15 protein-coding genes and 1 pseudogene are annotated in these 15,266 nt (G+C 73.4%); 6 read left to right on the top strand and 10 right to left on the bottom strand.

Going from position 1 to position 15,266, the window contains the following annotated elements; translation table 11 throughout:
• Positions 1–113: 113 nt before the first annotated feature.
• The 3 genes from IH61_RS0133285 to IH61_RS0133275 form a co-directional block, all read right to left on the bottom strand.
• Entirely contained in the window at positions 114–1,031 is a 918-nt protein-coding gene (locus IH61_RS0133285; protein WP_158845558.1) for a TIGR04222 domain-containing membrane protein, read from the bottom strand.
• A gap of 115 nt (positions 1,032–1,146) precedes the next feature.
• Positions 1,147–1,863, bottom strand: a complete 717-nt coding sequence (locus tag IH61_RS0133280; RefSeq protein WP_031076783.1) for a hypothetical protein — start codon at positions 1,861–1,863, stop codon at positions 1,147–1,149.
• 258 nt (positions 1,864–2,121) lie between these two features.
• On the bottom strand, positions 2,122–3,468 hold the full coding sequence (locus tag IH61_RS0133275; protein ID WP_031076781.1) for a streptophobe family protein: 1,347 nt from the start codon (positions 3,466–3,468) through the stop codon (positions 2,122–2,124).
• 409 nt (positions 3,469–3,877) lie between these two features.
• Between IH61_RS0133275 and IH61_RS47395 the strand changes: the two genes are divergently transcribed.
• On the top strand, positions 3,878–5,071 hold the full coding sequence (locus tag IH61_RS47395; protein WP_158845555.1) for a DUF6777 domain-containing protein: 1,194 nt from the start codon (positions 3,878–3,880) through the stop codon (positions 5,069–5,071).
• Positions 5,072–5,175: 104 nt separating this feature from the next.
• Here IH61_RS47395 and IH61_RS45205 read toward each other — a convergent pair.
• A pseudogene (locus IH61_RS45205) lies at positions 5,176–5,277 on the bottom strand (DUF4259 domain-containing protein); the annotation flags it as partial.
• Between the two features lie 128 nt (positions 5,278–5,405).
• Between IH61_RS45205 and IH61_RS0133255 the strand changes: the two are divergent.
• A complete protein-coding gene (locus IH61_RS0133255) occupies positions 5,406–6,212 on the top strand; it encodes a nucleotidyltransferase domain-containing protein (RefSeq protein WP_031076777.1) in 807 nt (268 codons plus the stop codon).
• A complete protein-coding gene (locus tag IH61_RS0133250) occupies positions 6,209–6,547 on the top strand; it encodes a hypothetical protein (RefSeq protein ID WP_234327435.1) in 339 nt (112 codons plus the stop codon). The genes IH61_RS0133255 and IH61_RS0133250 overlap by 4 nt, the downstream gene beginning before the upstream one ends.
• A 44-nt stretch (positions 6,548–6,591) precedes the next feature.
• Here IH61_RS0133250 and IH61_RS0133245 read toward each other — a convergent pair whose 3' ends face one another.
• Positions 6,592–8,178: an LCP family protein gene (locus tag IH61_RS0133245; protein ID WP_051838494.1), complete on the bottom strand. Its 1,587-nt coding sequence runs from the start codon at positions 8,176–8,178 to the stop codon at positions 6,592–6,594.
• On the bottom strand, positions 8,171–8,641 hold the full coding sequence (locus IH61_RS0133240; RefSeq protein WP_051838493.1) for a DUF6542 domain-containing protein: 471 nt from the start codon (positions 8,639–8,641) through the stop codon (positions 8,171–8,173). The genes IH61_RS0133245 and IH61_RS0133240 overlap by 8 nt, the downstream gene beginning before the upstream one ends.
• A gap of 368 nt (positions 8,642–9,009) precedes the next feature.
• Here IH61_RS0133240 and IH61_RS0133235 point away from each other — a divergent pair, with 368 nt between their 5' ends.
• A complete protein-coding gene (locus IH61_RS0133235) occupies positions 9,010–9,228 on the top strand; it encodes an antitoxin (protein WP_031076773.1) in 219 nt (72 codons plus the stop codon).
• 72 nt (positions 9,229–9,300) lie between these two features.
• The gene (locus IH61_RS41880) at positions 9,301–9,987 is read left to right on the top strand and encodes a hypothetical protein (protein WP_037973695.1); all 687 of its coding nucleotides are present in this window, start codon (positions 9,301–9,303) and stop codon (positions 9,985–9,987) included.
• A 50-nt stretch (positions 9,988–10,037) separates the two neighbouring features.
• On the opposite strand, the gene IH61_RS0133225 is transcribed toward IH61_RS41880, so the two are convergent.
• A complete protein-coding gene (locus IH61_RS0133225; RefSeq protein ID WP_031076770.1) occupies positions 10,038–10,589 on the bottom strand; it encodes a hypothetical protein in 552 nt (183 codons plus the stop codon).
• Positions 10,590–11,270: 681 nt separating this feature from the next.
• Between IH61_RS0133225 and IH61_RS43455 the strand changes: the two genes are divergently transcribed.
• Positions 11,271–13,697, top strand: coding sequence for a cytochrome P450 (locus tag IH61_RS43455; RefSeq protein ID WP_051838492.1), 2,427 nt, complete (start codon positions 11,271–11,273; stop codon positions 13,695–13,697).
• 4 nt (positions 13,698–13,701) lie between these two features.
• Here the strand turns inward: IH61_RS43455 and IH61_RS49180 are convergent, their stop codons facing one another.
• The 3 genes from IH61_RS49180 to IH61_RS0133205 all read right to left on the bottom strand — a co-directional run bounded on the left by IH61_RS49180 (position 13,702) and on the right by IH61_RS0133205 (position 14,986).
• Positions 13,702–13,833, bottom strand: coding sequence for a DUF6126 family protein (locus IH61_RS49180; RefSeq protein WP_234327434.1), 132 nt, complete (start codon positions 13,831–13,833; stop codon positions 13,702–13,704).
• Between the two features lie 23 nt (positions 13,834–13,856).
• Positions 13,857–14,201 carry an ArsR/SmtB family transcription factor gene (locus IH61_RS0133210; RefSeq protein WP_031076766.1) on the bottom strand — a complete coding sequence of 115 codons (345 nt, stop codon included), beginning with the start codon at positions 14,199–14,201 and terminating at the stop codon, positions 13,857–13,859.
• A gap of 320 nt (positions 14,202–14,521) precedes the next feature.
• Positions 14,522–14,986 (bottom strand): hypothetical protein, encoded by a 465-nt coding sequence (locus IH61_RS0133205; RefSeq protein WP_031076764.1) that lies wholly within the window; start codon positions 14,984–14,986, stop codon positions 14,522–14,524.
• Positions 14,987–15,266 lie beyond the last annotated feature (280 nt).

The raw sequence follows: 15,266 nt of genomic DNA, 5'->3' as shown, positions 1-15,266 counted from the left end.
CCCCCCACCTGGGCATCCCCCATCCTGCGCAGCCCCCGCCCCAGCTGAACAGCGCTGCGGTGCCCCTCCCACCGCCTCCATCCGCGTGCCGGCAGCCGGGCTGGATGGACCGGTCAGCCCCCGCAACCACCGCAACCACCGCAGCCGCCGCCACAGCCGCCGCAACTGTGCCCGCCACCACAGGAGTGGTCGCCGGAGCCGCTGCCGCAACCGCCGCCCCCGTTGTCTCCGGAGCTGCCCGAGGAACCGGAGCCGCTGGTGAGGGAGGGGCCGGTCATGACGGGCGGCCCAAGGGCGTGGCCCACCGGCAGGCCGTGATAACCCTGGAGTGCGACCGACCCGAGCAGTGCCGCATCCGTTCCGTCGAGTCCGGCGTTGTTCCGGGGACGCCAGTCGTTTCGCTTGCCGAGCTGCCGCAGATAGTCGCGCCCCGCCTCGGTGGCGCCCTCGGTGTCCGGCCGTAGCCTGCTCCAGGCCACGCAGCCCGCGATCAACAGGACGGGGAACGCGACAACCGGCCCGAGGACCTCACTTCGCACCACAACCTCCCACCCGATGGCCACCCAGCCCAGGAAGAACACCGCGATCAGCGCGTTCACCAGCCGACCTCTGGCGCGCAGCACCGCTGTGCGCCGATCAGGGTCGACGTACATGCCCAACGCGCGGAGCCGGGCGCCGATCCGTCTGACGCGCTCGTCCTTCTTCGCCACCTGGAGCAGTACGCCCGACTTGGCGCTCCGACTGGTGCCCACGGCATCGATGACGGCGGCCTCGACCTCATCTCGCGGCTTCGGATCGGTAATGGTCGTCTGCACCAACGTCCGTGACACGACCAGCCGGCCGTTCTCGTGCATGCCGGCGATGGCGGTCTCCACCACCCGCTCTTCCTGCCCGGCAAGAAAAGCCACCTCGTAGAGGCCCAGTTCGGCCGTCCTCGCGGCGGCCGGTTCGACCACCGCACGCAGCCGCCGGAGGCTTCGGGACAGCTGCCACACGGTCACACACACGAGCGCCCAGGCCACGGCGAACACGATGACCCACCACCACATGACTTCCCCCCGGGGTCCGGCTTCAGACAAACGTTGTGTGACCGAACGCGTCCTGGTGGCTCTGCGGAGCACAGGCGGCCGCCGACCGACCGCGTTGCTAGCCCTCGCGGTCGAGGTAGGCGCGCGCCCGCGTCCGGATGCTCCTGGCCCAATAGGCGCAGCCGATCAGCACAGCGACCGCCGGCAGGAACAGCACGCGGCCCAGTTCCCAGCGAGAGGGGTCAAGCCACGATTTGAGGCCCCCGATGGCGAACAGGAGGCCCAGAACGGCGCACAGCTTGAGCAGAGCACCCTCCGCCTGCAGCGAACGCGAGAGTTTCGAGGCGTCGATTCGATGGCTGTGCGCGGCGCCGCCCCCGTCCGCGGTTCCCGTGGCGGGTGCCCCGCCGTCATCCGGGGACCGATCGGTCGAGGAGTCGTCCGAGCCGCGGGGGGCATGGGCGTGCGGGCCGTCGGGTGTCGCGACCGGGCCCCCGGCGTCGGTCCGGGAATCAACCTGCTGGTCGGGGTCCAGGATCACGCTCGTTGTGGCGACCCGCCCCGAGCTGTCAGCCAGCGAAACCCGCCACTGCGCCCGGTCGGTGAACGCGGCCCAGTACACTCCGACCCCACCGAAGACATCGTGATCGTGTGGACGATCCTCTCCGCGCAGATCCCTGTCCAACTGGCTGATGGCAGCCGCGCGGAGAAGGCGTGGCAGAGGACTCTCCGCGACTTCGCGTCGCAGATCGGCCATGGCTTCGTCACGCGTCTCGAACGTCGACGGGTGGTGAGCCACCCGAAGCCTCCCGGGCGCACTGGTGTCGACATCCATCCGAGCCCATCTCCAGTTCCCCATGCGTGACAGTATGGTTCGCCACCCAGTCACTGTGAAGCTTTTTTCTAGATAAATATTCTAGTTTTTGACGGCGCCAGGCTGTCCGCCATGACGGACAGCATCACGACGGACGTCGCCCGGAGCGACGACAGTGCTCGCTCCTGGCGGGGCAGGGCATCGACAGCAGGGCCCGGACCGGTCTGCGCGCCCAAGGGGCGCCCCGCGCGCGGCGGCCGTCAAGGGCGTCGGCGGCGTCTACCGCTCGCCCTCCGCCACCTCGCCCTTGTGGCGGGTGCGCGAGGCGAGGAGGGCGCCGAGGGTGCCGGTGGTGAGGCCCCAGGCGGCTGCCAGGGGTACGGCGATCGGGAGGGAGGGGCGGAGGGTGAGACTGCCGTTGCCGAAGGCGGCTGCGGGGTTGTCGGTGCCGAGGACGGTGCCGAGGAGGTCGCCCAGGCCGCCCTTGCCGAGGCCGACGCCCAGGACGGACAGGCCGTACTGGGCGTCCATTCGGGTCCACAGTCCGATCAGCAGGACGGCGACGGCCGTGGCCAGGGCGAAGCGGACGGCGTGCTGCCACAGGCGGACGGTGGGTGGGGAGCGGTGGGCGGCGAGGAAGGCGGCGGCGAGGAGCAGTGCGGCGGCCAGGGGGAGGAGCCACCAGGCGGCGGTGTCCTGGTCGGTGAGGGTGCCGAGGTTGACCGTCGCCTGCTGGCCCTCCGGGGCGTGCAGGGCGTCGGAGAGGGGCTTGGGGACGGGCAGGCCGAGGCCGCCGGTGAGGTGGCCGCGCCAGGGGGCGCCGAGGCCGAGGCCGAAGGCGAGCCAGACCAGGTCGGGGAGGGCGAGCAGGACCACGGCGAGGGTCTGGCGGGCGTTGCCGTGGACGATCGCGGTGATCACTCCGGCTGCCGCGCCGATGGCCAGGTAGGCGAGCAGGACCAGCCAGAGTGCGAACGCCGCTGGGCGGACGGCGAGTTGGTGGCGCAGGAGGGCGGGTGGCAGCGGGGCGCGGCGGGAGACGGCGAAGGTGGCGGCGAGGACCAGCAGCAGCCAGGCGAAGCCGATGCCGACGGTGCTGGGCGTGTCGACGTGGAAGCCGACCTCGGGGGTGAGGCCGAGGGCGCTGCCGATGGACTGTACGAGGTCGGGGCCGATCCGGACGGTGAAGGTGTGCTTGGCACCGAGGGCGAGCAGCACCAGGGCGAGGAGCCAGAGCAGGGCGGTGCGGGCTGCCCGGCCGAGGAGTTCGGCGCCTCCGGCGACCGCGCGGTGGCGCAGCTGACGCAGGAACACCTCGGAGATCACGACCGCGCCGGCCACGGACACGGACAGCGGCATCGCACTGATTCCCGCGCCGAGGGAGGCGAAGTCGCCTTCCCCGCCGTCGAGTTCGACGGATCCGCCGACCGCGAGGGCGACCGTGGCGGCGAGGACGGAGGGGAAGCCGCCCTCGGGGAGGTCGTCCGCGCCGGCCAACCAGAGGCCGAGTGCGGCCACGGCCGCCATCGCTGCGAGCCCGGCGAGGACCACGGCGAGCGCGTCGAACCATCCGCGCAGGATGCCGGGCGGGCCCGTGGTCCCCGCCGCGCCTGTGGGCTGCCGCATGCCGCCTCCTGGTCGTGCGTCCGTCCGTCCGGGCCCGGTGTGCCGGGGTCTCCAGCCTGACCGAGCACGGCCGGACACGCTCGGCGACGGTTCGTCCACCTGCTGTTGCGGCGGGCGGGGTGCCGGGGGCCAATGGGAGGCAGTGGCACGAGCCTCCCGTGCCGTCCGGCCGGGACGGCCGGCGGCCTGCGAAACGGAGCCCCCGATGAGTTCCCAACTACCCCCGTCCGGTCCCCCCTCCGGCCCGCTGTCCGGGCCGCCGTCCGTCCCTCCGCCGCCTTCGGGCCCACCGGGACCGCCCCCGGGCGGCTCCGGGGGCTCCGGCGGCACCGGCAGTGGCGGCGGTCCAGGCCGGCCGCACACCCCGTGGTGGCGTTCCGGACGCGGCCTGGCGGTGGCGGCGGGCACGGTGGCGGCAGCCGTGGTGGCGACGGTGCTGATCGTCAACAACCAGAGCAACAGCCCTCACGAGGCCGTGCCGACCGCCAACGAGATCGCGCTCCAGTCCCCGCAGGACTCCGGCCCGGCCCCGTTCACCCCTTCGGTCGAAACCCAGGCGGTGTCCGCACCGGCCCCGACGCAGCAGCCCACGAAGAGCGGCGGCGCCACCACCCCGGCGGTGCTGCACAGCGTGGAGGGCGGCTCGGCCGGCCTGTACGGCGGCACGATGTCCAAGCCCGCCTGCGACACCGAGCGCCTGATCGCCATGGTCTCCCCCGGGGACACCGGCCGCGCCTGGGCCTCGGCGGCCGGCATCGCCCAGGCCGACATCCCGGGCTACCTGCGCTCGCTGACCTCGGCGTACCTGCGGGTGGACACCCGGGTGACCAACCACAACTACAAGACCGGGGCAGTCGTCGAGTACCAGTCCGCGCTGCAGGCGGGCACCTCCGTGCTGGTGGACGCCCAGGGCGTGCCCCGGGTGCGCTGCGCCTGCGGCAATCCGCTGAGGCCGCCGAAGCTGGTGACCGACGCCAAGTACACCGGCAAGCCGTGGGCGGGGTTCCAGCCGACGACGCTGATCGTGGTGGTGCCCGCGCCGCAGCCGGTGACGGAGATCATCCTGGTGAACATCCAGACCGGTGACTGGTTCTCCCGGCTGACCGGGCGGATCGAGATCGTCGACCGCCGCGTCGACGCCCCGAGGGGCCCGCTGACACCCGGCATCCCGGCGCCGACGGCGATGAAGCCGGGCACCCCGACGGCCTCCGGCTCCACCTCGGCCTCGGGCAGCAGCACGTCCTCGTCCGGCAGCACCTCCTCCGGGGCCACGACCTCGGGCTCGACGACGTCCGGTTCGACGACGTCCGGCTCCACCACGTCGGGGTCGACGACCTCAGGGTCGACGACGTCCGGCTCGACCACCTCCGGTTCCACGACCTCGGGTTCGACGAGTTCGGGCGCGACGACCTCCTCCGGCGGCCCCTCGTCGACCACCGCGAGCCCGACGACCCGTTCCGCGACGACCGGCACGACCACCTCGGGGAGCGTCACCACGACGTCCGCAGCCACCACCACGGCTCACACCCCGACCGCGACCTGTGCGACGACGGCCCCGTCCACCCTCCCTCCGTGCACCACCACCACGGCCGCCATACCCTGACCACCGCCTGACACCCGGGCGCCCGTCCACCCCCGTGGGCGGGCGCCCACACATCACCCCGCCTGCGCCAGCACCTCGCGCAGGGCGCGTATCCCCTGTTCCGCCCTGAGGAGCCCGGCCCGCTCACCCGGCGCAGCGTCCTTGAGGGCACCGGAGAAGTCCGCCGCCGTGTCGTTGTCGAAGTGCCCGATGTCCCAAGTCCCCATGCCGACCTCCTTGCCGGTGTTCGCGTACGACGGGATGCTTGCACGCCCCACTGACAATCGGCGCCCCTCGCCGGGGCCAGGTGGATATTCGCTGGTCAAGGCCCCGTCGGGACCGGCAGAGTGACGCCATGACCGACAGGGGACTGGACGCCGACGGATTCATCGCCCGCGAGGGCTCGCTCTCCCGGGTGCCGGCGCGGTTCGCGCTGGTGGTCGACGCCACCCGGGAGCGGATCGCCGCGGCCTTCGACGGCACCCGGCTGCACAGCGCCTACCTCTACGGCAGCATCCCGCGCGGCACCGCGACGCCCGGCGTCTCGGACGTCGACCTGCTGCTCGCCCTGCACAACGAGCCCACCCCGGCCGACCGGGAGGCGGCCGACGCCCTCGAGGCCGCGCTGGACGCCGAGTTCGGCCAGGTGGACGGCGTCGGCGTGCTGCTGTTCGGCACGGGTACGTTGCTGAGCGAGCTGGAGCGCCACGACCTGGGCTGGTTCCTCGCCTGTCTCTGCACCCCGCTGCTCGGCCCCGACCTCGCGGACGGGCTCCCCCGCTACCGCCCCACCTCCCTCCTGGCCCGCGAGACCAACGGCGACCTCGCCCTCGCCCTGCCCGGCTGGCACAACCGGCTCCACACCGCCGCCCCGGACGCCGACCTGCGCCCGCTGAACCGCGCGGTCTCCCGCCGCCTCGTCCGTACGGCCTTCACCCTGGTGATGCCGCGCTGGGGCGGCTGGACGAGCGATCTGGCCGCCTCCGCCGAGGTGTTCGCCACCTACTACCCCGAGCGCGCCGACCAGGCCCGCCTCGCGGCCGAGGCCACCCGCGCCCAGGCCCCCGACCGCGCCGCCCTCACCGTGCTGATCGACGACTTCGGCCCCTGGCTCGCCACCGAGTACCTCGCCGTCCACGGCGAGAAGGCCCCCCGCCCGTGACGGTGCCAGAGGCGGAGCACCTCCTCGTCCGGGAGGTCTACCCCGAACTGGTCGCGGAGTTGGTCGCCCTGCTGGTCGCCGAGGGCGAGGTGACCCTCGCGCTCTCCGCCCACGACATGCGCCTGGTCGCCCCCTGCGGCTGCGGCGACGACTTCTGCCAGAGCTTCAAAACCGCACCGCACCCCGACGGCCGGCCGTACGGCCCGGGCCACCGCTGCGTGCCCCTGCTGCCGTCCAGGGGCATGCTCGTCCTGGACGCCGTCGACGGCCGGATCGTCTACGTCGAGGTCCTCGACCGCCCGCCGCTGCACGACGCGCGCCTCCGCCCGCCCTGACGGGTCGGCGGAGGCGCGGGCGCGGACGCGGGCGCCGCTGACGGTCAGTCGACGCAGGGGATGCCGCCCGCCTTGACCGCCGGGCCCTGCATGGGCAGGCCCGCGACGGGGTCGGCCGCCGGGTCGGCGGAGGCGCTGGGGGTGGCGGGTGCGGTGCGGGCGGCGCCGAGGGTGAGGGTGATGTGCCCGGGGGCGACGCCGGCGGAGGGGGTGGCGGTGACGCCGTAACGGGTGGCGAGCTGCTGGGCGTCGGCCTTGGCGCCGGTGCCGTACATGACGGTGGTGGACCTGGTCCTGGCCGGGGCGTCGCCGATCTTCCCCGCCTGGTACCCGAGTTCGACCAGCGCCTTGGACTCGGTGGAGGCCGCGTCCGCGCCCTTGGCCGCGTTGACGTCCACGACCGCCTTCGCGGCCGCCGCCTGCGTGGGAGAGGGCGAGGCGGAGGGCGAGGCGGAGGGGGACGCGGTGGCCTCGCCCGAGGACTCGGCCGGTACCACGGGGGCGGCCTCGTGGTTGAAGATCTGCCGGGTGATCTTCTTGATCAGCTCGGGGTTGACGGTGTTGACCTCCTGCCCGCCCACCGTCTTGAAGCCGGTGATCGGCAGGGTGTTGAACTCCACGTTCCCGCCGGTCAGGTTGGGCGCCTGCTGGGCAAAGTCGAGGATGTTCCACTCGTTGTCGATGACCACGTCCTTCTTGATCACCGCGAACAGCTTCTGCATCTGGCCGAGGTCGTTGAGGACGCCCTGCTGCTTGAGCTTGTACTCGACGGAGGAGATGAACGCCTGCTGCCGGTGGGTGCGGTCGAGGTCCCCGTTGGTGAGGTGGTGGCGCTGGCGGACGAAGGACAGGGCCTGGGCGGCGTCGAGGGAGCTGATCCCGGCGGGCAGTTTGAGGCCCGTGCCGCCGCCCTCGTGGGTGGCGGTGCGGGAGACGATCGGGTCGTCGACCGGGTGGTTGAGGCAGACCTGGATCGGCTCGACGGCCTTGGCGATGTCGTAGAACCCGATCAGGTTGACCTCCGCGAAGTGGTCGATCGGCACGTCCAGGAAGCTCTGCACGGTCTGGATGGTCGCCGAGCGGCCCGCCTCGCGGCTCTGCCGTTCCATCTCGGCCTTGGAGAGGCCCTTGCCCGCGAGTTTCGCCTCGGCGGCCTCCTTGGCGATGCCGTACGCCTCCTTGATCTTGTGCATCCTGCCGTCCGCGCCGACGGTCTGGACGTAGTCGTCGCGCGGGATGGACAGCGCGCTGACCTTGCCGCCGTTGGCCGGGATGTGCAACACGATCAGGGCGTTGGTGTTGTAGCCGCCGATCTCGCTGGAGCCGGCGTGCAGTTCGTCCTCGACGAACTGCTTGGGCAGGTCGTTGCCGTCCATGTCCTTGCGGCTGTCGAGGCCGATGAGCAGCAGGTTGACGGACTTGTCCAGGTGCGGCGGGGCGTTGCGCTTGGCCTCGTCCAGGGCTTTGGACTTGATCATGCCGTCGTTGAGGCTGCGGTACTCGTACCAGGTGAAGCCGCTGGCGCCGAGCACGGCGAGGGAGACGGTGCAGGCGAGGGTGCGCCCGGCGAGGGTCAGCGGGGCGGTGCCGCGGCGCGGGGCACGGCCGTGGGGGCGGTTGTGCTCAGCCACGTCGACTCCTTCCGGTGGGTGCGGCGGGCGGACCGGGGCGGCGCCGGTCCAGCACCGTGCGGACGCCGATCGCCAGCAGCGCGGCCGCGACCGCCGCGGCCATCACCGGGAACGCGCCGACCACCCAGCGCAGCGCGCCGGTGCCCAGGGCTTTGCCCTGGTACTTGTCCGGATCGGCCGCGTACTCAACGGCGCAGGCGCCGGCCAGCACGACGATCGGTGCGGCGCTGACCACCCACCACCGCCCGGCCCGGGTGCACAGGGCCGCCGCCGCGCCGGTGCCCAGCACGGCGCCCAGGGCGAAGAGGATGCCGACGCCCGGGCCTCCGAGCTCGTCCGCGATGCCGCCGAGCAGGGGCAGGCCGACCGCGGTGAGGACCACCGGCAGCGGGCCGACGCGGCGGTTCTGCGGCCTGCGGCGCGAGGCTCCGGCCCGCTGGCTCCGACCCTCGTGCGCTCCCACCGGTTCGCCCCCCGGCGCCCCTCCCGCGCGGCTGCGCTGGGCGGGCACGGGACGGTCCTCGGTGCGCGTACCCGCATCCTGGTACGGCGTTCTCGCCCGCTGACCGGCCATGCGCACTTCCCTCGATCGATTTCGGCCACGGCAGCCCATTTTGCGCCACCGCGAATGCCCGGACGCCGTCCGTCCTGGTGACGGTTCCAACCTCTACACGCTTGTAGAGGCGGGATCGGAGCATACAAACCCGTTTCGCCAAAGTCATCCGACCTCACCCGGCGGCGAAACCTCCGGATTCGTCCTCGTTAGGATGACCATGATCCCCGCCACGTCGGCACACCATCAGGAACGCGTCAGAGGAGCAGAGCGTCACCATGTTTGAGAGTCTGAAGAACCTCGCGGACAAGGCCACCGACCTCGCCAAGGAGCACAGCGACGTGCTCGGGCAGGGCCTGGAGAAGGTCGGCGACGTCATCGACGACAGGACGGACGGCAAGTACAGCGGCCACATCGACACCGGTGTCGAGAAGGCGAAGGACTTCCTGCACAACCTCGACGGCAAGGACGGGTCCGGCGACAAGCCGGGCGAGTAACCGACCGCGGGGCACGACCGCCCGTACGACGGTCGAACGAGGATCCGACGGATCGGGGAGGGGCCGACGACGGTGAGCGAGGAGCGCAAGGGGCCGCGCTGGGGGCGCTGGGTGGCGATCGCGCTGCTGGGCGCGGCCGGCTGGGGCATCATCCGCAGCGGCGGGCACCTGCAGGACCAGCCGTCCGCCGCCTCCCCGAGCTCGGCCGGGGCCACCGTCGGCTCCTCCCCCGCGACCCCCGGCTCCGGGGCGAAGCCCACCAAGGCGCCGTCCGGGCGCTACGACCCGGCCGACTACGCGGACCCGGTGCGCCGCTTCGCCGCCGAGGCCGGGGTGAACCCGCAGCTGGTGATGGCGATCCTCTACAACGAGGCGTACAAGCCGCACGACCCCGACCTCGAGCGGGCCTGGCAGCGCAGCAAGCCCGACGCCTCCTTCGGCATCGCCAACATGCACCGCGCCGCCTTCGACGACACCAAGCCGGGCCGCCCCTTCGCCTCCCGCCAGTGGGAGGAGCTGCCGGACGACCGCGACCTGGCGATCCAGGCCGCCGCCTGGCACCTGCACGACCTCGCCGCCCAGCTGCCCGCCCACCCCACCGCGCCGCTCACCAGGGACGAGCTGCTCGCCCTCGGCTACAACGCGGGCGCGGGCAACATGCTGGCCTTCGCGCGCGGCGTGAAGGTCGGCTCCCAGGCGCAGTCCTACCTCGACCGGCTGCACGACAACTGGGAGAAGTCCGGTACGGCGGTGAAGTAGCGCGCCCCGGCCCCGTCACCGCCCCGGCCCCGTCGCCGCCCCCACCCCCGTCACCACCGCGGTCGGCGGCGCAGCCACAGGCCCGTGGTCACCAGCAGGACGGCCGCGGTCGCGGTGCCGACGGCCGCCCAGGTGGTGGCCTCGTCAGTGCTCTCGTGCGCCGGCCGCCGGGCCGCGGCCGTCAGCGGCAGGACGGACGACGGCTCGGCGGATCCCACGCCGAACGAGACGGCCTCGACGTCGAGTTCACGCTCTCCGCGCCCGGGGGCGGGCTGCGCGCAGCCGACGCTGATGCGCCAGTGCCCCGCCGGGAGGGCCTCGCGGGTGGTGTAGGTGCCGGGCCAGTCGGGCAGGCCGACCAGCTGCCAGGGCCCGGCGCTGCGCCCGTCCGGCGCGGTGGCGGCGAGGGTGCCGTCGAAGCCGTCGGAGACCGGGGTGCGGTCGTCCGCCCAGCTCGCCTGGGCGCGGACGTGACCGCCGGGGGCGTCGCCGACGTCCAGCCGGACGGAGTCGCCGCGCGCCAGGGCCGGGGCGGCGCAGGGCAGGACGGCCGCTGCCGCGAGGGTGAGGGCGACGGGGCCGAGCAGCGGGAGGGTACGCATGGCGGGCAATCCTCGTGGGGGTGGGGGCGATGCACGGGGAGTCGGCGGGCGCACCCACCGGTACCTCGGAGACCCGGCCCGCGGACCGCGGATAACGAAAACCGGCTGCGGAATCCCTTACGCAGCCGCGCACTTGGCGACCTGTCCACCCGGGCCGGGACGCAAAGGTGCCGGGGAGCGCAATCGGGGGGTGTGCGCTCCCCGGCGGGGTGGCAGCGGCCACCAGGCCGGAGTCCCGGGGCCGTGACTCCGAGGGCCGTGTCCGGAATGCTAGACCTCCCGGAGGCGCCGTGGCCAGAGCCGTGAGCTGGCGAATTCCTAAACTGGACATGCGGTTCACGTACGGAAGATGACGATCTGTCAGCAAGGGTGGAATCAGGCGGCCGGGGCGGGCAGCCGGAGGGTCAGCGCGCAGGCGGCTGCCCGGACGGCGAGGGCCCGAAGGTCCTGCGGCGCCGGCTGCGGAGGGCCGCCGGGCGAGGGGGCGGCGATCGGCCGTTGGGGTGATCCGGGCGCGTACGGCGCAACGCCCGCCGGACCGGCGCGTTTCCCATGGCGTGCGCCCTCCAGCCAGGGCGCGCGCGGGGTCCGAGCCGGTCGGCCCCGCGCTTTCCGGCCGGCCGCCCGCCGGCGAATCCCCCGGGACCGCCCGAACCGGCCCCTCTACTGAGAGGTAGTGACATGTCCCTGCTGACCGAGACAAGGCTCCACTGTCAACGGCTGGGAATCGTCCCCCCGAGACCGGCGCCGCCCACGCCGCCCGCCGTCCGCGCCGCCCTGCCCGCCCTGGCACCCGGCGCACTCCCCGGCATCGGGCACGCCGCCGCCCTGCTGCGCGACCCGCTCGGCTTCCTCGGCTCCCTGCCCCGGTACGGCGGCGTGGTGCGCGTCCGGCTCGGCCCGCGCACCGTCTGCGTGGTCACCGACGCCCGGCTCGTCCACACCCTGCTCGTCGCCCTCGCCCACGACTGCCCGCGCGGCGCCGTCCAGGACACCCTGAGGACGGCCTTCGGCGACGGCCTGCTGATGTCCGAGGGCCAGGCGCACCGCGACCGGCGGCGCGTCCTCCAACCCGCCTTCGCCCAGGACCGGATGGCCGAGTACCTGCGGGTGATGCACCAGGTCACCGAGGAGCGCGCGGGACGCTGGCGGCCCGGCCAGGTCCTCGACGTCGCCAAGGAGATGAACCACCTCGCCCTGGAGATCGTCACCCGCTCGCTGTTCGACGCCCGGCTCAGCGAGGACGCCACCGTCGCCTTCCACCGCGCCCTGCCCGACCTCGTGAAGGGCCAGATCGTCCAGTCCCTCTACCCCCACCCGTCGCTCGGCCGGCTGCCGCTGCCCGTCAACCGGCGCTTCGACGCCGCCGTACGGGTGCTCAACCGCGTCGTCGACCAGGCCGTCAACGGGCGCGGGCCCCGCGACACCGCCCAGGAGCACGGCACCCTGCCCGCGCTGCTGCGCGCCGCCACCGACCCGGCCACCGGACGGCCGCTCACCGAGGACGACGTGCGCTCCGAGGCGATCACCATGTTCGGCGCCGGCACCGAGACCGTCTCCACCACCCTCACCTGGCTGCTCGACGAACTCCTGCGCCACCCCGAGGTCGAGGCCCGGATGCTCGCCGAACTCGACGAGCACCTGCCCGCCGGCACCGCGCCCACCCCCGAGGCGCTCGCCCGGCTCACGTACACCCGCAGCGTCACCCAGGAGGTGGTGCGGCTGCACGCGCCCAACGCGTTCCTGATGCGCACCGCCCAGGTGCCCGTGGACCTCGGCCCGTACCGCATCCCGGCCGGCACCGAGCTGCTGTACAGCCTCACCGCGCTCCACCGCGACCCGCAGCGCTACCCGGACCCGCTCGCCTTCCGCCCCGAGCGCTGGCAGGAGGGCGGCGGCGGACGGACGTCCTTCCTGCCCTTCGGCGCGGGCAAGCACAAGTGCATCGGGGAGGCGTTCGCCTGGGCCGAGCTGACGGTCGCGGCCGCCGCGATCCTGCGGCGCTGGCGGCCGGAGGCGGTGCCGGGAGCGCGGGCCCGGGAGGTGGTGTGGACCACCGTCCAGGCGCAGGGGCTGCGGGTCCGGCTGGCGCCGCGCTCGCCCGCCGTCGGGCCCCCGCCCTCCCGGTGCCCGGTCACGGGGGCCGCGACCTCCGCCGTCCCGGCCGCCCGGACGACGCTCGATCCGCCGCTGCCCGCCGCCCCCAGGCCCCGGACCCCGCGCCCCGGCGCGGAGTTGGGCGACGCCGCCCACCGGCACGCCGACTGGACGGTGCGCCGGGGCCTGCTCGCACCCGGCGACCTGCCCGGCTACCAGGCGTACGCCCTGCACGAGTTGATCGGGCACGCCTTCCCCCGCGCCCGGGGCGCCGACCTCGACCTCCTGGTCGACGTGCTCGGCTGGTTCACCATCCTCGACGACCGCTTCGACGGCCCGCCGGGCCGCCGCCCGGCCGAGGCCCGCGCCCTCGTCGACCCGCTGATCGCCACCCTCCACGGCAGCTCGCGCGCCGCCCCGGAGGAATCCCGACTGGCCGCCGCCTGGCGGGAGTTGTGGCAGCGGCAGAGCGCCACCGCCTCCCCCGCCTGGCGCGCCCGCGCCGCCCACGAGTGGCAGGCGTGCCTGGCCACCTTCCCCGCCGAGGCCGAGCACCGCGCCCGCGGCACCGTGCCCTCGCTGGGCCTCGCGGAGACCATGAGGCTGCGCCGCCACGGCAGTTGCCTCTACCCGTTCATGAACATACTGGAACGGGTCCACGGCGCCGACGCCCCCGCCGCCTTCCACGCGGACCCGGCGCTGCACCGCCTGCGCGCCGCCACCGCCGACGCCGCCACGCTGATCAACGACCTCTACTCGCTGGAGCGGGAGGAGCGCCAGAGCGAGGCCGCCTTCAACACCGTCCACACCGTGCAGCGGGCCCTGCGCTGCACCCGCCGACGCGCCGTACGCGCGGTGCGGGCCCGGGTCGCCCGGCTCTGCGAGGAGAGCGAAGCCCTGCGCGCCGAGCTGCTGCGGCGCCATCCGGACGAACGGTGGTACCTCGACGGCACCCGGGAGTTGGTGGAGGGCGCCCGGATCTGGTCCAGCACCAGCAGGCGCTACCGCTGACCGGTCAGTTGCGGTTGCCCAGCGCGAAGAGCAGCAGCACGAAGCCGGCGAACAGGTGCGTGGCGAAGATGTAGATGCCCGCGCGGATGAGCATCGCCCTGCGGCGCGCCTTCTCCTCGTTCGTGCCGTCGCTCATGGTGGGTTCTCCTCGGGTCGGGCTCAGCGGGTCGGCCGGCCGCCGGTGGCGCGCAGCTCGGTCAGCAGCGCGCCCTGGTCGGCGATCAGCTCGGTCAGGATGCGGCGCGCCGCGCGCAGCAGTTCGGCGACGTCCGGGGTGCTGAGCGCGTACACCACGGTGTTGCCCTCGCGGGTGGCCGTCACCAGCTGGGTGCGGCGCAGCACGGCGAGTTGCTGGGAGAGGTTGGACGGCTCGATCTCGATCTCCGCCAGCAGCTCGCGCACCGGCCGGGGCCCGTCCTGGAGCAGTTCCAGGACGCGGATGCGGACGGGGTGCCCGAGGGTGCGGAAGAAGTCCGCCTTCGCCTGGTACAGCGGGACCGGCATCGTCCGCTTCACTCCCTCGCGTCCGGTTCGGTGGTCGTCCGGCCGGGGGCCTCTGCCTGCCCTGCCGAAGGGAATCATCGCGACAGATGAAGATTTCTTCAAGTCGTCACCGCCGGAGGTGACACCCGTCACCACCCCGCCCGGCCCCGGACACGCAAGAGCCAGGCCCGGGACGCTGCCAACCCCCGGACCCGGCAGCCACGATGACGGGCCGTCAGCAACCTTACAGGCACAGGACCGTCACCGGGCGTGCCCGCGAAAACACGAACCGGGCCCAGGGGCTTCACGCCCCCGGGCCCGGCCGTTGACCGATCCCGCCGTCAGCAGTTCACCGGAACGGAGACGGTCACCGGGCGCGGCCCCCACCCGTAGGAGGTCACGGAGAAGGTGGCGTTCACCGTCGAGCCGCAGGGCACGGTGGAGGTGAAGCCGTCGAAGCGCAGGGTGTTGACCTGGAAAATCCCGCGCCCGTTCACGGACCCGAGGGAGGTGCCGCCCGCGATCTCGGCCGACAGGGTGGTGAACAGCTCCTTCGGCGCCGGCGGCCACGGGGTGCCCGGGGAGGGCGGGCCCGCCATGCCGACCTTGCCGTAGACCACGACGCTGTCACCGGTGACATCGGTGCAGGCGTACGTCGCCAGGCCGGACTGCAGGCCGTAGGTGCAGGTCGTGACCGTGGTGGCAGTGTCGGTGGCGCCGGCCGAGGCGGCGAAGGCCGAGGTGGGCGCGGTCAGCAGGGCGGCGGCACCGGCGGCGCCGGCGGCGAAACGGGTGAGGCGGTTCATGATCTCCCCTTCTGAGGGAATCGCAATGGAATATTCAGGGTGACGTGTCGCATATGACATTTCATACGCGCCACAACGAAGACTTTGCCATGCGATTCATAGCCTCCAGGCGCATTTGGCCTTCGAAGTGCCGACCCGGCCGAAATCTAACCTTGGATGGCGGGAACCAGCCCGACATGCGCGGCCGTCGGGCCAATCCCCCCTGAACGCCCGGTGAACCCGGCTGACGATCCATCAGACGGCCCGTCCAGGGGACTCGGCCCAAGGGACTCAGTCCAGG

The organism is Streptomyces sp. NRRL WC-3742 (assembly GCF_000720635.1).
Taxonomy (GTDB): domain Bacteria; phylum Actinomycetota; class Actinomycetes; order Streptomycetales; family Streptomycetaceae; genus Kitasatospora.
This window is presented reverse-complemented; position numbering and strand designations above follow the sequence as displayed.